17 protein-coding genes are annotated in these 19,894 nt (G+C 47.5%); 3 read left to right on the forward strand and 14 right to left on the reverse strand.

Going from position 1 to position 19,894, the window contains the following annotated elements:
* Window positions 1-10: 10 nt before the first annotated feature.
* The 5 genes from nuoF to Q337_RS0106895 form a co-directional block, all read right to left on the reverse strand.
* Window positions 11-1,360, reverse strand: a complete 1,350-nt coding sequence (gene nuoF, locus Q337_RS0106875; protein WP_034279246.1) for an NADH-quinone oxidoreductase subunit NuoF — start codon at window positions 1,358-1,360, stop codon at window positions 11-13.
* Window positions 1,357-1,866 (reverse strand): NADH-quinone oxidoreductase subunit NuoE, encoded by a 510-nt coding sequence (gene nuoE, locus Q337_RS0106880; RefSeq protein WP_026470976.1) that lies wholly within the window; start codon window positions 1,864-1,866, stop codon window positions 1,357-1,359. Before nuoE ends, nuoF begins: the two co-directional genes overlap by 4 nt.
* Window positions 1,867-1,881: 15 nt before the next feature.
* Entirely contained in the window at window positions 1,882-3,681 is a 1,800-nt protein-coding gene (gene nuoC, locus Q337_RS0106885) for an NADH-quinone oxidoreductase subunit C/D (protein ID WP_026470977.1), read from the reverse strand.
* A 105-nt stretch (window positions 3,682-3,786) separates the two neighbouring features.
* Complete coding sequence (locus Q337_RS0106890; protein WP_026470978.1) at window positions 3,787-4,464, reverse strand: NADH-quinone oxidoreductase subunit B; 678 nt, start codon at window positions 4,462-4,464, stop codon at window positions 3,787-3,789.
* Window positions 4,465-4,470: 6 nt separating this feature from the next.
* Window positions 4,471-5,028 (reverse strand): NADH-quinone oxidoreductase subunit A, encoded by a 558-nt coding sequence (locus tag Q337_RS0106895; protein ID WP_026470979.1) that lies wholly within the window; start codon window positions 5,026-5,028, stop codon window positions 4,471-4,473.
* A gap of 546 nt (window positions 5,029-5,574) precedes the next feature.
* Between Q337_RS0106895 and Q337_RS0106900 the strand changes: the two genes are divergently transcribed.
* From Q337_RS0106900 to Q337_RS0106910, 3 genes are all read left to right on the forward strand, one after another.
* Entirely contained in the window at window positions 5,575-6,906 is a 1,332-nt protein-coding gene (locus Q337_RS0106900) for a MacA family efflux pump subunit (RefSeq protein WP_026470980.1), read from the forward strand.
* Window positions 6,907-6,909: 3 nt separating this feature from the next.
* A complete protein-coding gene (locus Q337_RS0106905) occupies window positions 6,910-8,940 on the forward strand; it encodes a MacB family efflux pump subunit (protein ID WP_051526633.1) in 2,031 nt (676 codons plus the stop codon).
* A gap of 73 nt (window positions 8,941-9,013) precedes the next feature.
* Window positions 9,014-10,453 carry an efflux transporter outer membrane subunit gene (locus tag Q337_RS0106910; protein ID WP_051526634.1) on the forward strand — a complete coding sequence of 480 codons (1,440 nt, stop codon included), beginning with the start codon at window positions 9,014-9,016 and terminating at the stop codon, window positions 10,451-10,453.
* A gap of 143 nt (window positions 10,454-10,596) precedes the next feature.
* Here Q337_RS0106910 and dps read toward each other — a convergent pair whose 3' ends face one another.
* The 9 genes from dps to Q337_RS0106960 form a co-directional block, all read right to left on the reverse strand.
* Window positions 10,597-11,106 carry a DNA starvation/stationary phase protection protein Dps gene (gene dps, locus Q337_RS0106915; RefSeq protein ID WP_034279247.1) on the reverse strand — a complete coding sequence of 170 codons (510 nt, stop codon included), beginning with the start codon at window positions 11,104-11,106 and terminating at the stop codon, window positions 10,597-10,599.
* 286 nt (window positions 11,107-11,392) lie between these two features.
* Window positions 11,393-11,956 carry a hypothetical protein gene (locus tag Q337_RS0106920; RefSeq protein ID WP_026470984.1) on the reverse strand — a complete coding sequence of 188 codons (564 nt, stop codon included), beginning with the start codon at window positions 11,954-11,956 and terminating at the stop codon, window positions 11,393-11,395.
* A gap of 29 nt (window positions 11,957-11,985) precedes the next feature.
* Window positions 11,986-12,816 carry an enoyl-ACP reductase FabI gene (locus Q337_RS0106925; protein WP_051526635.1) on the reverse strand — a complete coding sequence of 277 codons (831 nt, stop codon included), beginning with the start codon at window positions 12,814-12,816 and terminating at the stop codon, window positions 11,986-11,988.
* Window positions 12,817-12,898: 82 nt separating this feature from the next.
* Entirely contained in the window at window positions 12,899-13,597 is a 699-nt protein-coding gene (locus Q337_RS0106935) for an XAC2610-related protein (protein WP_026470986.1), read from the reverse strand.
* Window positions 13,598-13,615: 18 nt separating this feature from the next.
* On the reverse strand, window positions 13,616-14,167 hold the full coding sequence (locus Q337_RS17030; protein ID WP_051526636.1) for a hypothetical protein: 552 nt from the start codon (window positions 14,165-14,167) through the stop codon (window positions 13,616-13,618).
* Between the two features lie 124 nt (window positions 14,168-14,291).
* Window positions 14,292-15,929, reverse strand: coding sequence for an ABC transporter ATP-binding protein (locus tag Q337_RS0106945; RefSeq protein ID WP_084494742.1), 1,638 nt, complete (start codon window positions 15,927-15,929; stop codon window positions 14,292-14,294).
* Complete coding sequence (locus Q337_RS0106950; RefSeq protein WP_026470988.1) at window positions 15,907-16,917, reverse strand: ABC transporter permease; 1,011 nt, start codon at window positions 16,915-16,917, stop codon at window positions 15,907-15,909. Before Q337_RS0106950 ends, Q337_RS0106945 begins: the two co-directional genes overlap by 23 nt.
* Window positions 16,917-17,990 (reverse strand): microcin C ABC transporter permease YejB, encoded by a 1,074-nt coding sequence (locus Q337_RS0106955; RefSeq protein ID WP_026470989.1) that lies wholly within the window; start codon window positions 17,988-17,990, stop codon window positions 16,917-16,919. Before Q337_RS0106955 ends, Q337_RS0106950 begins: the two co-directional genes overlap by 1 nt.
* Window positions 17,991-18,031: 41 nt before the next feature.
* Window positions 18,032-19,843, reverse strand: coding sequence for an extracellular solute-binding protein (locus Q337_RS0106960; RefSeq protein WP_156935755.1), 1,812 nt, complete (start codon window positions 19,841-19,843; stop codon window positions 18,032-18,034).
* Between the last annotated feature and the right edge of the window lie 51 nt (window positions 19,844-19,894).

Here is a 19,894-nt window from a genome sequence, read left to right on the forward strand (position 1 = left end):
GCCTGGTTCCTTAAGCTTGCTGAGCGTTGCTGATTTGAACCACAGATTCCGCTTCTTTGGGAATCAGTGCTTCAAACTCGCTGCGAAAATATTTTAGGGCGCTTTGTAATGGTTCCATGGCACCGGGCGCATGTGCGCAGAAGGTCTTGCCAATCCACAGATTCTTGGTGAGCTGTTCCAGATGAGTAATGTCTTCCATCTTGCCACGACCATGTTCAATGGCAGACAGTGCTTTTACACTCCATGGCAAGCCATCACGGCATGGCGTACACCAGCCACAGGATTCACGCGCAAAGAATTCTTCCAGATTGCGGGTGAGTGATACCATGCACTGGGTCTCATCCACCACCATGATCAGGCAAGTACCCAGACGCGAACCTGCTTTCATAATGCTGTCGGCATCCATCGGCAGATCCAGATGCTCAGTGGTTAAAAAGTCAGTAGATGCACCACCGGGCAGCCATGCCTTAAGTTTTAGGCCTTCACGCATGCCCCCGGCATATTCTTCAATCACTTCGCGAGCAGTGGTACCAAATGGCAGCTCCCACAAGCCCGGAAAACGCACCTTGCCGGAAACCCCGTAAATCTTGGTGCCGGGGTCTTTGCTCTTGTGGGCAGACAGATTGATGTACCACTCTGGGCCACGCAGCAGGATCGCTGGCAGGTTATTAAAGGTTTCGACGTTATTCACAATCGTTGGGCGGCCCCATGCACCAGCCACCTGTGGAAATGGCGGCTTGGTACGTGGATTGGCACGACGGCCTTCCAGCGAGTTAATCAGTGCGGTTTCTTCACCACAAATATAACGACCAGCGCCAGTATGCACGTGGATTTCAAAGTTCCAGCCGGTATCCAGAATGTTTTTGCCCAGATAACCCTTGGCACGCACCTGTTCCAGTGCTTCATTCAGATAGCGGGCCGCTTCAATGTATTCACCACGAATAAAGATATAACCTTGCGTGGCTTCCAGCGTATAGCCCGCAATGATCATGCCTTCAATCAGCTGGTGTGGCAGCTTTTCCATGAGCAGGCGATCTTTAAATGTGCCTGGCTCCATTTCATCAGCATTACAGATCAGGTAACGCGGGCCGCCATCATTGGGCGCCATCAGCGACCACTTGATGCCTGCCGGAAAGCCTGCACCACCACGGCCTTTAACCGTTGCGGCCTTTACCACTTCCTGTACTTCAGCCGGCGTCATGCTTAAGGCTTTTTTCATGCCTGCATAACCTTCCAGTGACTCGTAGGTATCTACATCGTGCAAGAATTCATGATGCTTTAACCGCCAGGTCAACGGGTGGGTTTCTGCGGTACCGTTACCGTGAATGGGTCTTGGTTCTGTATTTACATGGGTTGTCATACATATTGCTCCAGTAACGCAGCGATGTCATTGACACCTACCAGACCATGCGTGTCTTCATTGATCATCAGGGTTGGCCCCTTGTCACAATTGCCCAGACAGCAAATGGGTAACAAGGTAAAACGGCCATCTGCCGTGGTTTGGCCGTATTGGATTCCAAGGTGCTTTTGAAATGCTTCAGCCAGTGTTTCAGCGCCCATCAAGAAGCAGGCAATGGAATCACACAGCAAAATAACATTACGGCCTACCGGACGACGGTAAATCCGGTTATAGAACGTGGCTACTCCTTCCACATCAGCTGCTGGAATACCCAGCATCTGGCCAATGGCAGCTACCTGTGCATCATCCACCCAGCCATTGCGCTTTTGCACAATTTTCAGGGCATCTAAAGAGGCCGCACGTGGATCAGGATAATGAGCAATCTGGTGTTCAATATCGTGAATTTCTTGCGCACTTAAAATGGCTTCAACATTCACGCGCGGTTTTTTATCAGTCAAAATCATCATGATGGCGTTATCCCCTTAACGATCCACATCGGCCATTACAATATCGATGGTCGCCAGATAAATAATCAAGTCGGACACCAAACTGCCATTAATTACAGAAGGAATTTGTTGCAAGTGCGGGAACGTCGGTGTACGAATCCGGGTACGATAGCTCATGGTTGATTTATCGGACGTCAGATAATAGGTACTTGCACCCTTCACTGCTTCTGCCATTACCGTGGACTCGCCTGCTGGCATCACCGGACCCCATGACACGCTCAGGAAGTGCGTAATCAGGGTTTCAATGTCATGCAGGGTTTTGTCTTTTGGTGGTGGCACGGCCAGCGGATGGTCAGCTTTATGAGCACCGGACGGCATATTATTTAAACACTGTTCAATAATACGCATGGACTGCCAGATTTCTTCGTAATGCACCAGGATGCGGTCATAGGCATCACCGTGATAAAACACGGGTACTTCAAAATCAAAGTTATCGTAGCCACTGTATGGACGTGCTTTACGCACATCAAAGTCAATACCGGTTGCACGCAAGCCTGTACCAGTTACACCCCAGGCCAATGCCTGCTTGGCATCATACTGAGCCACATTGCGGGTACGTCCCTTCATCACACTGTTTTCCAGCGCAGCCTTTTTGTACTCCTTCAGGCGGCTTGGCATCCAGTCAAGGAATTCGCGCACCAGCTTTTGCCAGCCGTTTGGCAAGTCTGCCGCTGTACCACCAATACGGAACCATGCCGGATGCATACGGAAACCGGTAATGGCCTCAATCACATCATAAATTTTCTGGCGGTCGGTAAACATATAGAATACCGGTGTCATACCCCCAGCATCCTGAATGGCAGTACCAATAAACAGCAAGTGGTTATTGATGCGGAAAAATTCCGACAGCATCACGCGGATCACTTGCGCGCGGTCAGGAACAGTAATACCTGCCAGACGCTCAATGGACATCAGGTAAGGCATATTTTGTGATACGCCGCCTAGATAATCCACGCGATCCGTATAGGGAATGTAGGAGTGCCAGGTTTGACGCTCACCCATTTTTTCAGCACCACGATGGTGATAGCCAATATCGGGTACGCTATCGACAATTTCTTCACCGTCAAGCTGAAGAACCACGCGGAACGCACCGTGCGCAGAGGGATGGTTTGGACCAAGGTTCAGGAACATGAAGTCCTCATCCTTGTTGCCCCGTTTCATGCCCCAGTCTTCCGGTACAAAACGCAGCTGCTCCTGTTCAAAGTCCTGCTTGGCCTTGTCCAGATAATATGGCGTGTATTCCGTGGCACGCGCAGAATAGTCTTTGCGCAGCGGATGGCCTTCCCAGTAAGTTGGCAGCAAGATGCGGCGCAACATTGGATGACCGCTAAAGTTGATGCCGAACATGTCATAGACTTCGCGTTCATACCAGTTGGCATTTGGCCAGATTCGCGTTGCCGTTGGGATATTCAGGTCACTCATCGACAGCGCCACCTTAACGCGAATATCAGTGTTGCGCTCCAGCGACAACAGGTGATAAAACACGGTAAAGTCGGATGGCGGCAACCCTTCACGATGGTTGCGTAGACGCTCATCCATGGCAGAAAGGTCGAACAGCATCACATAGGGACGCGGTAAAGTCCGCAGGAACATCAGCACATCCAGAAGCTGCGAACGCTCAACCCAGATCGTTGGAAAGTCTTCAAACGTGGTTTGTATGCGGAAAGAGTCACCAAACTTGCCGCGTAGCTCTTCTACAACAGCAAAGGCAGGTCGTTTATCAACCGCAGGTGACTGTGATGCAGCATCTGGCAAAACAATTGATTCTTCAGCCATTGGTTAGGCTTCCTATTTACTACAAATTCTGGCGCACAAGGATCAGCATTAATCACTTGCATAAGCTGGCAAAACGCTGCAAAGGCAGCGTTAGGGGTACAACAATTACCGAATTTCGTCTGGTGAACGCAAATTCGTCACTGCAATCCGTTCCGCTTTTTTGCGGTCACGCTCAGGTTGCATTTTTGGACGATATACCGGTTTCAGGTCATCACCGATTACCGCTGATAATGGACGACGTTCTTTTTGAATCTGATCCTGCAATAGCATCAGACCCTGAATCAGTGCTTCAGGACGTGGTGGGCAACCCGGTACGTACACGTCAACAGGAATGATTTTATCCACGCCCTGCACCACGGAGTATATATCGTACATACCACCCGAGTTGGCACAGGCCCCCATGGAAATGACCCACTTGGGTTCCAGCATTTGCTCATACAGGCGCTGGATTACTGGCGCCATTTTAATAAACACGGTACCGGCAACGATCATCAGGTCGGCCTGACGTGGTGAAGCGCGGATAACCTCGGCACCGAAGCGCGACATATCATGAACGGCTGTTAAAGTGGTGGCATATTCCACGTAACAGCAGGACGTTCCAAAGTTATAAGGCCACAGTGAGTTTTTGCGTCCCCAATTGACGGAAGAATGCAACAAGTCTTCAAGCTTGGTCATGAAGACATTCTTGTTGACATCATCAGCAACCGGATCATTGACTTCCCTGCGATCCTGCAATGGATATTGCTCTGCATTGGGATTGGCGCGGGTCAGGGTATATTTCATATCGCATTACTCCTTAACAGCAGTTGGAGAAGACACGCGATCAGTACGTGACGCCATCTTGCCCGATAGCTGCGCTGGGACTTTTCCGGTAGGGTCAGTTTCCAGCTCTTCAATGTTGTTGAAACGGGTGATTTCTGATAAATCCATGTTCGGCTTGCCAACATGCGGCTGAATACCAGCCTGCTTGCGGCGGTCGGCTGGAGACCAGTTCAGGGAGCCAGTGCTGAGTTCATAAACCAGACCAATCAGCAATACCAGTACAAAAATCGCGGCAGTCCAGAAACCCGTCCAGCCGACTTCGCGCACCGAAACAGACCAGGCGTATAGGTAGAGTGCCTCAAGATCGAACACCACGAAAAAGATAGCAACAAGATAAAACTTGGCAGACAGGCGCAGACGCGCACCGCCAGCGCCGACGACCCCCGATTCAAAGGGTTCATTTTTGGCACGGCCCCATGCTTTGCCACCCAGCAGCAAGGGAACGGTCAGCATGAAGACGCACAAAAATGTGACGCCGATAACGAAAGCCACAACGGCCCAGTCATATGGAGTAATGGCACTCATGCGGGGACAACTCCTGGCAGGCCAAAATAATTTTGGTAGGTAAAATACATTTGGTTAGGAAAAAACCAAATCCTTGAAGATTGCATGGGATTGTACCTGATTTTGCCTAATTGTTTCTAGCCATGTATCCGCATTGAGTTCCGCTAAAACCATAATATTTGTTTATTTTTTATTCATTCATTAAGGCATTAATTCATTTACTTTTTGTATTATCGTAGTGCATTTTTTAAAAATCAGACTTTAGTCTTAAGTTTCATTTAATCTTTATAACCCTTATTTTTCCTATTTATTGACTAGAGATAAGAATAGAAAAAATCTCGTTATTTCTCTATTGATTAAAAATTACCAAGATTGCTACCTGCAAGTTAAGTGCTCTTTCATAAAAAACTCCTGCATTTTATAAATCATGAAGAAAAATGCAGAATAGAATTCAATATAATTACAATTCATTAACATTTTGATATATAAAAAAACAATTCAGCCAATCTAAATCATGCAATCAGTCTTTATAGTCGTTTTCATTTAAAATCAAACTGATATCTTATGTTGCCGAAGTCCAGACCCCTGAAAATCTTGGTAATTGTTTTAATTACTGCGCTGGTGGCCGTGTTGGCCTGGAAATTCTTTAAACCCAAAGAAGAAAAGCCGCAATACATTACTGCCAAAGTCAGCCGTGGCGATATTGAAGAAACAGTCCTGGCCACAGGTACATTACAGGCCGAGCAACTGGTGAGTGTGGGTGCTCAGGTGTCAGGCCAGGTTAAAAAAATGTATGTCAAGCTGGGCGATCAGGTCAAACAGGGACAACTGATTGCCCAGATTGATTCGGTACGGCAGGAAAATGATTTACGAAATGAGGAAGCTGCACTGGATAACCTGCTGGCACAAAAGGCGACCCGTCTGGCCAGTCTAAAAGAAGCACAACTGGCCTTTAATCGCCAAAAGCAGATGCTGGCACAGGATGCCACTTCCCGCGCCGAGTATGAAAGCGCACAAGCTACCTTTGAAACAGCACAGGCCAATGTTAAAGCCATTGATGCACAGATTGAACAAAGTCGCCTCACCATTTCAACTGCCCGTGAAAACGTGGGCTATACCCGCATTACCGCACCAATTGATGGCACAGTGGTTGCGATTGTCACGGAAGAAGGCCAGACCGTAAACGCCAACCAGTCTGCCCCAACGATTGTGAAGTTGGCCAAATTGCAAACCATGACCATCAAGGCTCAAGTCAGTGAAGCTGATGTGATGCGCATTAATCAGGGCCAGCCAGTATATTTCACCACGCTGGGTGAACCCGACAAGAAAATTTATGCCAGCCTGCGCGCGATTGAACCAGCACCGGATTCAATTGCCACCGAAAGCAGTAGTAGCTCTAGCAGTAGCACCAGCAGCAGTGCAGTTTATTACAATGCCTTGTTTGATGTACCCAACCCGGATGGCCAGCTTCGCATTGATATGACCGCACAGGTCTATATTGTGCTCAATGAAGCCAAAAATGTGCTCACTGTTCCTGCCGCTGCCCTGAGCACTGGACAGGGACGCGGTAAAAAATCAGGTCAGGGCGATGCCAGTAACAATCAGGTTAGTGCCCGCTCCGGCAATGACAGTAATAATGCTGGTGCCAATACTGATAGTGCCTCAGGCAGCAAAGCCAGCGCCAGCAGCAAGATTGCCAACCGCCGTGCTACGGTACGCGTGCTTGATCAGGAAGGCAATGCCGTACCTCGCCGGGTACAAGTAGGTCTGAACAACCGGATTACTGCTGAAATCAAGTCAGGTTTGAAAGAAGGCGAAGAAGTAGTGATTGCTGATAGCAGCGACTCTTCCAACAATAGTGCCAAGCGCTCCAGTAACCGTAGCCCGATGAGGTTATAAACAGTGAGTACTGTAAAAACCCATAGCGCGCAAGCTTCATATTCAGACAGCATTCCTTTACTGGAGGTAGAAAATCTCACCCGTGAGTTTCCTGCTGGTGAAGGCACGGTCGCGGTACTGAAAAATATTAACCTGCAAATTCATGCTGGTGAACTGGTTGCCATTATTGGGCAATCCGGTTCTGGTAAATCCACCCTGATGAACATTCTGGGCTGCCTTGACCGTCCTACCCGTGGCAGTTACCGCGTGAATGGGCAGGAAACTGGCAAGTTACAGCCCGATGAGTTGGCTCGCCTGCGTCGTGAGTATTTTGGCTTTATTTTCCAGCGCTATCACTTGCTGGGTGATTTGTCTGCTGTGGGCAACGTGGAAGTGCCTTCCATTTATGCCGGGATTGAGCCATCAGCACGTCAGCAACGGGCGGCACAACTGCTAACCCAGCTTGGTCTGGGCGAACGCCTGAATCACCGCCCTAGCCAATTATCTGGCGGCCAGCAGCAGCGTGTGAGTATTGCGCGTGCACTGGTCAATGGCGGCGATGTGATTCTGGCCGACGAACCCACTGGCGCACTGGATAAAAATAGCGGCATTGAAGTCATGCGTATCTTGCGTGAACTGCACCAGCAGGGCCACACCATTATTCTGGTCACACATGATCCGCAAGTTGCACAAAATGCCAGCCGGATTATTGAAATCAGTGATGGCGAAATTATCGCAGACCGACAAAATACTCCGGTGCATGCCACAGAAGACATTCAAACTGAGCCAGTAATTGTAGAACAGGCTGAAAGCAGTAAATCTGTCAAACGCGTATCAGCATGGCGCTCGTCATTTGATCGGCTCGGTGAAGCTTTCCGTATGGCTTTGCTGGCAATGAATGCCCATCGCCTGCGAACTTTCCTCACCATGCTGGGCATTATTATTGGTATTGCCTCAGTCGTTTCTGTGGTGGCGCTGGGAAATGGTTCACAGCAGCAAATCTTGCAGAATATTAGTAGTCTTGGCACCAATACCATTACCGTGTATCAGGGCCGGGGCTTTGGGGACAATTCCCGCACCAGTCAGGCCAGAACCCTGATTCCTGATGACGCCGATGCCATTGCCGAACAGCCTTATGTCGATAGTGTCAGCCCTAGTGTGAACAGCTCACAAACCATTCGTTATCGCGATATTGAAGCCAGTGCCACTATTAATGGTGTGGGTGAAGATTTCTTTAATGTAAAAGGCATGACGTTTAATAGTGGCCAAGGCTTTGACCGACAAAACGTCAAGGAACTGAGTCAGGATGTTGTCATCGATGCCAACACTCAAAACACCTTGTTTCCCAATGGGGAAAATCCGGTAGGACAGGTGATTTTGCTGGGCAATGTGCCTTCACGCATTATTGGGGTAACGGCTGCTGAAAAAAGTATGTTTGGCAATTCCGATTCACTTAATGTGTGGATGCCCTACACCACTGTCATGAGCCGTATTCTGGGTCAGCCCAATTTGCGGAGCATCATTGTGCGTATTAATGACAATGCGCCAACCAGCGCTGCTGAAAATGCCATTTTAAGCCTGCTGGAACAACGGCACGGCGCACAGGATGTATTTACCCAGAATAGTGACAGTATCCGTGAAACCATTCAGCAAACTACCGCTACCATGACCCTGCTGATTTCTGCCATTGCCGTGATTTCCCTGATTGTAGGCGGCATTGGCGTGATGAACATCATGCTGGTATCCGTTACCGAACGGACGCAGGAAATTGGGGTACGCATGGCTGTTGGTGCACGGCAGAGCGATATTTTGCAGCAGTTCCTGATTGAAGCGGTACTGGTGTGCATCCTGGGCGGTGTACTGGGTGTATTGCTGGCACTGGGGATTGGCCAGATTTTTAGTCACTTTGCCGGTGATACGTTCCAGATGGTCTACTCCACCACGTCCATGGTTGCTGCGTTTATCTGTTCGTCCCTGATTGGCGTGCTGTTTGGGTTTTTACCTGCGCGTAATGCGGCCCAGCTTGATCCGGTGGCTGCGCTTGCTCGTGAGTAATGCGACTGTCGCATCTTGTAAATTCAACAGCTTCAGGTTAAAGCGCCAGAGCAAAGATGATGAGAATGTAATAATGATATTAAGCCAGAAGTTATGCCAAAAATTTGCCAGAAGTTCACAGCATCTTGTGCTGTCGGTTGTGGCGCTCTCAGTGCTGGGTGGCTGTTCGGCTGTAGTACGCACGCCATACCAGCAACCCGCCATGCAAGTTCCAGCTCAGTACTCGCAGCAGAGTCAGGCAACAAATGCCCTGAATCTGGCTCAGTTACAGGATCACTGGTGGACTGTTTTTAATGATGCTGAGCTAAACACACTTGTAGAGCGGGCACTGGCAGCCAACAATGATCTGGTGGTGGCTGGCTTGCGTTTAAGACAAGCGCGTGAGCAGGCAGGACTAACAGCCAACCAGCAATTGCCACGCGTGGGTGCTAATGTATCTGCATCGCATCAGGTGGATGTGCGGGACGGTGAAGACAATTCACGCGGTTTGAGTCTTTCCGGTTCGGTGAGCTATGAAGTAGATTTATGGGGCAAACTGGCCAGCCAAACCCAAGCAGCACGCTGGGAAGCTGCGGCCACGGAACAGGACTTACAGGCAACCGCACAAAGTCTGGTGGGTACGGTGTGCAACCTGTATTGGCAACTGGCGTATTTAAATGAACGGATTGCCTCGGGCGAAGCCAGCATTGCCAACAGCCGCAAGCTGTTTCAATTGGTACAGGCACAGTACCGGGCTGGTGCAGTGTCAGGACTTGAACTGGCACAGGCTGAACAGTCGCTCGTGGGACAGGAAGCCAGCCAAAGCCAGCTCATCCAGCAGCGGGTTGAAGCGCGTAATGCGTTGGCGATCTTGTTTGATGTAGCACCCACTCAGGTATTAAACCAACTGGGTTTTACCGAACCACAGCGTTTGGCCAACTTCCAACTGCCTGTCATTGATGCAGGCTTACCCGCTGAACTGATTGCCCGTCGCCCCGACCTCACCGCTGCCGAACTGCGCTTGCGCCGGGTACTGGCCAATAAAGATGCGACCCGCGCCAGTTATTATCCTTCTATTAGCTTAACCGGTTCCTTAGGTTCCAGTAGCACGTCGCTGACTGAACTCATCAAAAATCCGGCCCTGACGCTAGGTGCGGGGTTGTCACTACCCTTTTTGCAATATAATGATATGCAGCGCAATCTGGCGATTAGTGATCTGGAATATCAGGCTGCCATTGTCGGGTTTCGCCAATCTATTTATACCGCGCTGGCTGATGTGGAAAATGCGCTATCCAATAAAACCCAGTTGCAAGTACAGGCCAGTGCTCAGGAACGTACTCTTACTCTGGCACAACGCACCGAACGCTTAAATGAAGTGCGCTATCGTGCTGGTGCTGTAGCACTCAAACAATGGATTGATGCACAGGAAGCACGCCGTAATACCCAGAACTCACTGATCCAGATTCGCTTAAATCAACTGAGCAATATGGTGACATTAATGCAAAGCTTGGGTGGCAGTCCGGTTAGAAGTTAATTTAGTGCTTTTTATTTTTTAATTTAGCTTTAAATTGTCCAACCGCTTTTTCATATTTTAAAGGTAAGAATTTTAAGGGCAAAAAACAGCCCGGCAGTTGCTTTTATACATCTGCCGGGCTGCTGGTCTATAAGACTGGCTCTTTAAGCATTCTGATTTGACGATGCATGCTCAGAATCAATATTGGCTTCCAGGAACCATAGATATTGATCGAGATCTTCCAGCGCGGCATGAATAATATCTTCAGAGATCGGGTCTTCAATTTTATCAATGGTATCGCGCAGATGGTTCGCTACCACGCCATAACGGTCAGCCAGCTCCTTTAAATGTTCCTGTACATCATGGACATCTATAGGATAAGGACTCAGGTGAGAGGTTGCAGCCACTGTCTGGGTTGTACCCAGTGCAGTGCCACCAATTTGCACGGCACGCTCGGCCACGTTGTCCAGATGGGTAATCAGGGAAGTTCTAAACGTATCCAGCATTTCATGCACGGCAATAAAGTTGCTGCCCCGCATGTTCCAGTGTGCCTGTTTGGTCAGCAATGATAAATCAATCAGGTTGGCCAGAATCTGGTTAAGAATCTCAATGGTGGCTGATTTTACAGCAGGGTCAAGATTATTACGGGTATAAACTTTTAATGTTTTTGACATGATAGGGTTCACCGATTTTATTGCTGAGCAGAATTTAACAAGGACGACCTAAAATGAAGATGTACTTCATGTTCTGTATTCTTTTAAATTAATACAGTGAAGCATTGAGCTGTGTGTCTAATTTTAAAGGTTTTTGTATGGCTTTGATTATTATAGTTTCCATATAGAAATTTTCTGTTTTTTAAGATCGTGATTTATTAACTGCCCTGTCCTTCTATAGGAATTACACTATAAACAGGAAGTGATTCATACAGTGAAGTTCAATTTAAAAACCCCATATCAAAACTTAAAGCACTTTATAGCCTGCCTTGGGTAAAAACCATTGCATGGCCGCAGTGATCACCGTAATTAAAAAAACAATTAACAACACCCAGTGTGAGGCATTGAACCGCTCTGGAAACAGCACATAAAAGGCACTTACGCCAATACTGTTGCACGCCACAATTAAAATGGCGCAGGCATAATCATGGAAGCGGCGTCCACGGTTGGATTTGATCACCCATTTGGCTGTGGTGTTATAACTGGGAATAGACAAATGTGCATTGCCCAGTTGCTCTAGCTCAGACAAATATTCCCTTAAATTGGTAATAATCAATTCATATTTGAAATTTAAAAACGCAAACGAGGCTGAAGCAACAGGAAAGCCCAGTAAAATCCATTCAATGTGGGCAGTACTGCTTTTACTGGCATTGTGCGCTGCAATGAGTGCGGCCAGTAAGCCAATAAAAAAACTGATAAAAATGGTAAGCGCCTGCTGACGCTGTGAAGTCCGCGCATTTAATTCATTGGACGCAGCAATATAACGATAATTGACTGATGCGTAATCATTTTCAAAGCGCGAACTGCTCACAACTTTTCCCTTTTATTATGTGCTTGGCATTAATCGGTATTCAGCAGGCTTTCACTCATGCCCACTGTATTAAAACCGCCATCGACATAAATAATTTCACCAGTAATGCCTGATGCCCACGGTGAACATAAAAATAATGCCGCATTACCCACTTCTTCAATCGTGACATTACGTTGTAATGGCGCAATGGACGCATTCACATCCAGCATTTTACGAAAACTTTTAATGCCACTCGCAGCTAGCGTGCGAATTGGCCCGGCAGAAATAGCATTCACGCGAATTCCGTCCTTGCCCAGACTGCTGGCCAGATAACGTACACTGGCTTCCAGCGATGCTTTGGCCAAGCCCATCACATTATAATTGGGTAGTACACGTTCAGACCCCTGATAGGTTAAGGTCAGCAAACAGCCCTGACGTGCCTGCAATAGAGGTTTGGCTGCGCGTGCCATGGCAATGAAGCTATAAGCCGAAATATCATGGGCAATTTTAAAGCCTTCACGACTGGTGATATCAGTAAAATCACCATCAAGTTGATCGGCTGGAGCAAAGCCAATGGAATGCACCACCCCATCCAGACCATCCCAGTGCTGACTTAAATCAATAAATGTTTGTTCAATTTGCGCATCATCTGCCACATCACAGGCAAACACCAGGGTAGAACCCATCTGGCTTGCAAATTCATCCACGCGTTTTTTTAGTTTTTCATTGGGATAAGTAAACGCCAGCTCTGCCCCTTCGCGACGCAATGCCTGCGCGATGCCATAGGCAATCGACAGTTTGCTGGCAATACCTGCAACCAGAAAACGTTTCCCTTGTAATAATTTGCCTTGCACCGATGATCCCTGTTCTGCGGATGTCATATCAAACCTTATCTGTTCAAAATTATTTATTAAAAATCATGCTGGCCATCATAGCAAATTTTTTTGCTGTACCTGCCTAGGCTTATTGATAATAGTCATCGATTGGATATTTTTTTACGGTGGTCTGCCATTTATTGGTGCTCAGGTTATAGGTTTTGGTAGTGACTTTTACCTGCTCACCGCCCATTGCATCTTCAGTAACTTCATACACCAGCTTTAGGCCTTTATTGGGAATAACGGCATATTCTGAGGTGACATGAAAACAGCAACCGGATTTGGCAAAAGTCATTAATCGCTTGCGCTTGGCATCGGTTTGAAACATACCCAGATTTTCTGTTACCAAAGCAGTCAGTTCATCACTGATGACAAATTTCTGGCGGGTTTTATTAAACACATAAACATCATAGGACGGCCCACCATAGCTGCTTTCATTGCCATTGCGAATGGCTAAATCCTGCTGGCCGTCAAAGTTGAAGTCCTCAAAAATCAGTGGGCTTTGTTCATTGTATAATTGAATGACATTGACGCTGGGCTGTTGCTGTTTATCCAGATAAAAATTCAGGTTTTCGGAAGTTAAGATTTGAAAAACCTGCTGCCTGCCCTTTTTATATAGCAAAATTTTGGCGCGCCCAGAACATTCGTCTTTTTCGCATTCAGCGACATCAAGCTGGGCATTGTAGAGTTTAGAACCATTTTTGATCTGGAAGGTGGTGGCATGACCTAACATTGGTACACTTAGTACCAACACTGACAAGAGTTTAAACATTTTAATGGTTTTCATTTTAAATTTTTCCGCTACTCAACTGGTTTGTATCCAATAGAACTTATTATTTTTCATGTAAATAATACCACCGCCACAAGATTCTAGCATTCCAATATCTATGCCATCATTTTCCAGATAAATTAGTTCGTTTTCAGGCACATCTTCCATGGCAGGAATATCTCCGTTTTCACCGATTGAAACATTCAGATCAACATATTTTTCATGCTTGGGCGCAATACTGTAAGTTTGAAAAATTGATAAATCATCTTCACTAAGCCCAGTCAGTGTTTTGCCAGCTAGAAGATATTCCACTCGTGTCTGATTACCAAAAATGATTTCCAGCACATTTTTATGATTTAAAGTGCTTTTCACCACTCTTACCAAATCAAGTGCGCCATCACCATTCAGATCCAGTAATAATTTCTGGTCACGAAATGCAGGATCAATTTGCAGATTTGGCTGCGCTAGTGATTGCTCAAGTAAAGTATTGAGATAAGGCGTATTTCGGGTAGCAAACTCGATCTGGTTACAGCCTGACAATACAATTAATGCAAAAATGTTAAGTGATAAGAATTTAAAATTTCGCATTTTTATTCCAATATTTTTTTAAATTACATTTTATTAGAGGGCTTCAATAAGCTGAAATGCCAGTTTCATTGTTTGAAAGCTGGCAATTTACATTAAATGTTTTTCAGTCCAGTTTAAAGAAAAATTACCCTAGTGCCGCCTCAATTAATGCCCTGGTATAGTCGGTTTGCGGTGCGCTAAACAGGTCTTCCGTGGCCTGTAACTCCATCACCTTGCCATGCCGCAGCACCAATACCCGCTGGCACAAGGCACGAACTACCGCCAGATCATGGCTAATAAACACATAACTGATCTGCTCATCCTGCTGCAATTTGCGCAATAGATTTACCAAGGCGCGCTGTGTGGTTCTATCCAGTGCCGAGGTAGGTTCATCCAGAATCATTAGCTTGGGTTTCATAATCAATGCCCGCGCCAAAGCCACACGCTGACGCTGCCCACCAGACAGCTCATGCGGATAACGGTCTGCAAAATCGGCAGGCAACTCTACCTTTTGCAATACGTCTTCCACTGCCTTGCGACGCTCAGTTTTATTGGGAATCAGCCGAGTAGCGCCTTCACCAATAATCTGCTCAATGGTCAGGCGCGGATTTAAACTGCCAAACGGGTCCTGAAATACCATCTGAAACTGTGGTCGTAGTGGCCTTAACTGGTTTTCGTTCAAGTGATCCAGCCGATTCTGGTTCAGTATAATCTTGCCATCACTTTTAATCAGGCGGGCCAATGCCAATGCCAGCGAGGTTTTGCCAGAACCACTTTCGCCTACAATCCCCACCGATTCACCACGCATCACATTTAAATCCAGCGGTTCAACTGCAACCACATGATCCGTTACCTTATTGAGCAAGCCAGTTTTAATGGGAAAACGAACTGCAATTTGCGCTAAATGCAGCATCGGTTTTTCACTGGACGGATTGGCATTAAGCACTAACGCCTGCCCAAAATCCTGATCCAGCAAATGGCGGGTGTAATCATCCTGCGGATTGGCAAAAATCTGTGCCGTGTTGCCTTGCTCTTTCACTTGCCCCTGTTGCATGACAATCACATTATCACTGTAGCGGCGCACCAGATTGAGGTCATGGCTGATTAAGATCATGGCCATATTGCGGCTAGTCTGTAGCGATTTGAGCAGGTTTAACACTTGTGCCTGTAAGGTCACATCCAGTGCTGTGGTTGGCTCATCAGCAATTAAAATATCCGGGTCTTGCGCCAGTGCCATGGCAATCATCACACGCTGACGCTGACCACCGGAGAGTTCATGCGGATAACGCCCCAGCTTTTGTTCCGACTGTGGAATACCCACCTGATTCAATAAATCAATCACTTTACTGCGTACTTGTGCCTTGCTTAGGCCATTTAAGCGCAGCATTTCGCCAATCTGCTTTTCCACCTTATGCAGTGGATTAAGCGCCGTCATCGGTTCCTGAAAAATCATGGCAATTTTCTTGCCACGAATTTGCTGCCATTGAGTCTCGTTAAGCTGCAATAGGCTTGTATCGTTTAAACGGGCTTGCCCTGTGACCTGCAAGCTGTCCGGTAGCAAGCCCAGTAAGGCCAGTGATGAAATGGACTTGCCAGAACCGCTTTCGCCTACAATCGCCAGCGTTTTCCCGGGCTGTAAGTCAAAGCATAAATCCTGCACCAGCACTTGCTGATGGCTGCGAATGGACAAATGCTCAACACGAAGTAATGCCTTACCAAGTAACGCATTGTTATTATTGTTAATTGCCTGATGATTCATATTAACGTCTTGGGTCAAATGCATCGCGTGCGGCCTCCCCGATATACACCAATAAAGACAGCACGATTGCCATGGTAAAAAAGCCGGTTAGCGCCAGCCACACAGCATCCAGATTATTTTTGCCCTGCAATAACAGCTCACCGAGTGAGGCAGATTCCGGAGGCAAGCCATAACCCAGAAAATCCAGCGCGGTGAGTGCGGTAATGTTGGCTGTCAGCATAAAGGGTAACTGTGACAGGCTGGAACTTAAGGCATTCGGTAAAATATGCCGGAACATGATGGCACGGTCTGTTACCCCAAGCGCACGTGCTGCACGCACATAATCCAGATTACGGGCACGCAAAAATTCAGCCCGCACCAGACTCACCAGTGCTGGCCAGCCAAAAAACAGCATGATTAAAAACAGCCAGTACACGCTGGGCGTAAACAGGCTCACCAGAATAATGACCATAAACAGCATGGGCAAACCGCCCCACACTTCCAGAATGCGCTGGCCAATCAGGTCAACCATGCCACCATAGTAGCCCTGCAACGCGCCCACAATCACGCCGATAACGGCAGCCGCCGCGGTTAAAAACAGGCCAAACAGCAGGGATACCCGCAAGCCATAAATCACCCGCGCCACCACATCACGGCCCTGATCATCTGTACCCAGCCAGTTCTGCGCACTTGGTGGTGATGGCACAGGCACAGCCAGCTCCATATTGGGTGTCTGGTAAGAAAAAGGAATGGGTGGCCACAACATCCAGCCATCCTTTTCAATGAGTTGTCTTACTGCCGGATCACGGTACTCGGCTTCGGTGTCAAAGACGCCACCAAAAGTGGTTTCAGGATAGGTTTTAATGACTGGAAAATACAAGCTATGCTGATAAGACACCACCAAAGGCTTTTCATTGGCAATCAGCTCTGCACCAAGCGACAGCATAAAAATGATCATGAATAAAATAAACGAAAAATACCCCAGCCGATGTGCTTTAAAACGGCGTAAACGCGCAGCCATAATAGGCGTAATCATTGGTTAGCCCCCCGCGATTCAAAGCTGATTCGTGGATCAATCATCTGATACATGACATCACTCAGCAGGCGCAACAACAGGCCAATCAAAGTAAAAATAAACAGTGTGCCAAAAATTACCGGATAATCACGTTGCACCACCGCTTCAAAGCCCAGTAGCCCCAAGCCATCAAGGTTAAAAATAATTTCAATAAAAAAGTTACCGGCAAAGAAAATACCCACCAGCGCTTCAGGCAGCCCGGCAATCACAATCAGCATGGCATTGCGAAATACATGACCATACAGCACCCTGTTTTCAGTTAAACCTTTTGAGCGTGCTGCCAGTACATATTGCTTGCCCAGTTCTTCCATAAACGAATATTTGGTCAGGTAGGTCAGGCCTGCAAAACCTCCCAGCGTCATGGTGGTAAGCGGCAACACCAGATGCCAGAAGTAGTCCTTGATTTTGTCGATCAGCGACAATTCAGCAAAATTTTCCGACACCAGCCCCTGTAGCGGAAACCACTGGAAATAACTGCCACCCGCAAAAAAGACTATCAGCAAGACTGCAAAGACAAAAGTCGGCACGGCATAGCCAATGGCCAGCAAAAACGAGGTGCTTTTATCAAACAGCAGCCCATGCTCGCGTGCCTTGCGGATACCTAGTGGAATAGACACCAGATAAATCAGCAAAGTGCTCCATAACCCCAATGAAATGGTCACTGGCATCTTTTCAAGGATTAGAGTAGTTACTGGTTTGTCCTTAAAAAAGCTGGTACCAAAATCAAGACTTAAATAACCTTTAAGCATCAGCCAGAAACGTGTTGGCGCAGGTTTGTCAAAGCCATACTGTTGCTTGATCTGGTCAATCATTTCTGGTGAAAGGCCACGCGCGCCCTGATAATGCGTACCCTGTGCTGTGGAAGCAGCTTCTCCCTGCCCTGCGCCAAGACCCTGTGCCTGCTTTGCCTGTTCAATCGCCATTTCAACCGGGCCACCGGGTGCAAGCTGCACAATGACGAAATTGGCCAGCAGGATGAGAAACAAGGTAGGAATGATCAATAACAGACGCCTGATGATGTACGCTGACATTCCGGTTTCCTTATATATAATTATTCATAAGCTGGCAGGTTTTACTGCGCAGACTTGCTTTGTCGGGATAAATAAGTGTTAACACGCTGCGCTTTTTTGGGATTGACCCACCAGTAATCCAGGCCAATATCGTATTTAGCCGGATTTTTAGGTTGCTCATACATATCCCAGGTGGCAATCCAGTTGCCTACCTTGCCATAGGTGGGAATCACGTAGTAGCCAGCACGCAGGGTACGGTCCAGCGCATGGGTATAGGTTTGCAATACCTGACGGTTGGGTGCCTTGATTAAGCCATCAATGAGCTGGTCAATCACCGGATTTTTAATACCGGCAAAGTTGTAGTTGCCTTGCTGGTCTGCAGCCAGACTGCTCCAGAATTGCACCTGCTCATTGCCCGGCGAGTTGGATTGCGGAATAACCTGGGTGGTCATGTCATAATCAAAGCGGCGCATGCGCTCAGTATATTGCGGTACATCCACCAGACGTAGATTGACTTTAATGCCAAGGCGTTTCAGATTGCGTATGAATGGCAAAATTGTGCGCTGTAAACCATCCTGACTGATCATAAAATCAATCTGGATTGGCCTGCCCTGCTTATCCAGCAAGCTGCCATTCTTATAACGATAGCCTGCACTTAATAAAATCTGGCGGGCAATCAACAGGTTTTTACGGTTATAACCACTGCCATCACTCACCGGATAATGCCAGTCCTGTAAAATACCCTGCTGCTCCAATGGGGACAGTTTTCCAAGCAGCGGCTTTAAAATTTTTAACTCATTAGTTGATGGCTTGCCGGTAGCCGCCAGATCACTGTTATAAAAAAAGCTTTGCAGCCGCTGATACTGGCCAAAAAATAATGCCTTGTTCAGCCATTCAAAGTCATAGGCATAGGTCAGTGCCTGCCTGAAACGGATATCCGCAAATAGTGGCCGCCGGGTGTTAAACACAAACATCTGGGTTGCCACCGGATTTTGCGTCACGATATTTTGTTTACGGACAATACCGGATTTGGCAGCGGGAAAATCATAGGAGAGCGACCATGTTCTGGCCTTATATTCGGTCTGGTACAAAAACTGGCCACTTTTAAAGCCTTCAAAGGCAATGTCCAGATTGCGGTAGTACACATACTTAATCGTATCAAAATTATTGCGGCCCCGGTTGACGGGCAAATTTTGCCCCCAGTAATTGGGATTGCGCTTGTAGGTAATACTGCGCCCGGCATCAACCCGGTCCAGCACATAAGGCCCGCTACCTAATGGTGCAGTTGCCATAATCCGGTCATAGGGTTTCCCGCTAAAATCCTTTTGCGAATAAATCGGTACTTCAGCCACAATGGACGTGATTTCGCTGTTGTCCTTGCTTTTATAGTCAAAGCGCACATCCAGTGTATTCAATACCTTAACGCTTTTGATATCGCCCAGATATACCTTGAGTCCCGGCGCGCCATCTTTTAATAATGCATTAAAGCTAAAGGCCACATCCGCAGCAGTGACTGGTGTGCCATTACTAAAACGCGCCTTGGGATTTAAATGAAAAATGGCATAGGACAAATCTTCCGGGTCGACCGTCACACTGCTGGCCAATAACGGATAATTCACGGCGGCTTCGTTAAGCGAGCGTTTCATCAGGGTGTCGTACAGACTGCCAGTGCCGTCAGCAGCCGTCCCCTTGCCATTCAAGGTTTGGAAATTATCAAAGGTGCCATTCGCCGACATAGACAGTACCCCGCCCTTGGGGGCATCAGGGTTGGCATACGGCATGTAGGGCGCATTCTGGTACAGCGGTTTTTCATGCGCACTGATATAGTTTTGTCGTACTGGCACAGCAGTCGAAACACTGCTGGCCAGCCCCATAATTAATCCCACACCCAGTAATAAACATTGTTGTTTTAAAGTGCTTTTAAC

It is taken from the genome of Alkanindiges illinoisensis DSM 15370, from assembly GCF_000619845.1.
Lineage (GTDB): Bacteria > Pseudomonadota > Gammaproteobacteria > Pseudomonadales > Moraxellaceae > Alkanindiges > Alkanindiges illinoisensis.

Bases quoted from the DNA above. Each gene is read 5' to 3' on its own strand.
- Q337_RS0106945 (WP_084494742.1), bottom strand. From the start codon at position 15,929: ATGCATTTGACCCAAGACGTTAATATGAATCATCAGGCAATTAACAAT.
- dps (WP_034279247.1), bottom strand. From the start codon at position 11,106: ATGTCAAAAACATTAAAAGTTTATACCCGTAATAATCTTGACCCTGCT.
- nuoE (WP_026470976.1), bottom strand. From the start codon at position 1,866: ATGATGATTTTGACTGATAAAAAACCGCGCGTGAATGTTGAAGCCATT.
- Q337_RS0106960 (WP_156935755.1), bottom strand. From the start codon at position 19,843: ATGGGGCTGGCCAGCAGTGTTTCGACTGCTGTGCCAGTACGACAAAAC.
- nuoF (WP_034279246.1), bottom strand. From the start codon at position 1,360: ATGACAACCCATGTAAATACAGAACCAAGACCCATTCACGGTAACGGT.
- Q337_RS0106890 (WP_026470978.1), bottom strand. From the start codon at position 4,464: ATGAAATATACCCTGACCCGCGCCAATCCCAATGCAGAGCAATATCCA.
- Q337_RS0106955 (WP_026470989.1), bottom strand. From the start codon at position 17,990: ATGTCAGCGTACATCATCAGGCGTCTGTTATTGATCATTCCTACCTTG.
- Q337_RS0106895 (WP_026470979.1), bottom strand. From the start codon at position 5,028: ATGAGTGCCATTACTCCATATGACTGGGCCGTTGTGGCTTTCGTTATC.
- Q337_RS17030 (WP_051526636.1), bottom strand. From the start codon at position 14,167: ATGCGAAATTTTAAATTCTTATCACTTAACATTTTTGCATTAATTGTA.
- Q337_RS0106935 (WP_026470986.1), bottom strand. From the start codon at position 13,597: ATGAAAACCATTAAAATGTTTAAACTCTTGTCAGTGTTGGTACTAAGT.
- Q337_RS0106925 (WP_051526635.1), bottom strand. From the start codon at position 12,816: ATGACATCCGCAGAACAGGGATCATCGGTGCAAGGCAAATTATTACAA.
- Q337_RS0106910 (WP_051526634.1), top strand. From the start codon at position 9,014: ATGATATTAAGCCAGAAGTTATGCCAAAAATTTGCCAGAAGTTCACAG.
- nuoC (WP_026470977.1), bottom strand. From the start codon at position 3,681: ATGGCTGAAGAATCAATTGTTTTGCCAGATGCTGCATCACAGTCACCT.